The organism is Streptomyces sp. MBT65, assembly GCF_016612545.1.
Classification (GTDB): Bacteria; Actinomycetota; Actinomycetes; order Streptomycetales; family Streptomycetaceae; genus Streptomyces.
Window position 1 is genome coordinate 1 of sequence record NZ_JAENRY010000761.1, and the last position, 458, is coordinate 458.

At 74.0% G+C, this 458-nt stretch carries 1 protein-coding gene; it reads left to right on the plus strand.

Annotated elements, in window-relative coordinates:
* Positions 1–458 (plus strand): AMP-binding protein (locus tag JHN63_RS51995; protein ID WP_200692057.1); only part of this gene is annotated, 458 nt, incomplete at both ends.

Genomic DNA, 458 nt, shown 5'->3' on the forward strand with positions numbered 1-458 from the left:
CCCTCCACCAGTCCCTCCTCGACCACCCGGCCCGCGCCGCGCACGACCTGTCCGCGCTGCGGCTCGTGGTGACCGGGGCGGCGGTGGTGCCGTTGCGGCTGGTGGAGCGCTTGCGGGGCGAGCTGGGCGTGGGGACCGTGCTGACGGCGTACGGCCTCTCGGAGGCCAGCGGCATCGTGACCATGTGCCGGCGGGGGGACGATCCGTCGGTCATCGCGTCGACGTCGGGACGGGCGATCCCGGGGACCGAGGTCCGGGTGGCGGCGCCGTCCGGCACCCCGGGCGAGGTGCTGGTCCGCGGCTTCAACGTCATGCGGGGCTACTACGAGGACCCGGCGGCCACGGCGGAAGTGCTGGGCGAGGACGGCTGGCTGCGCACGGGCGACGTCGGCGTACTGGACGAGGAGGGCAACCTCCGCATCACCGACCGCATCAAGGACATGTTCATCGTCGGCGGC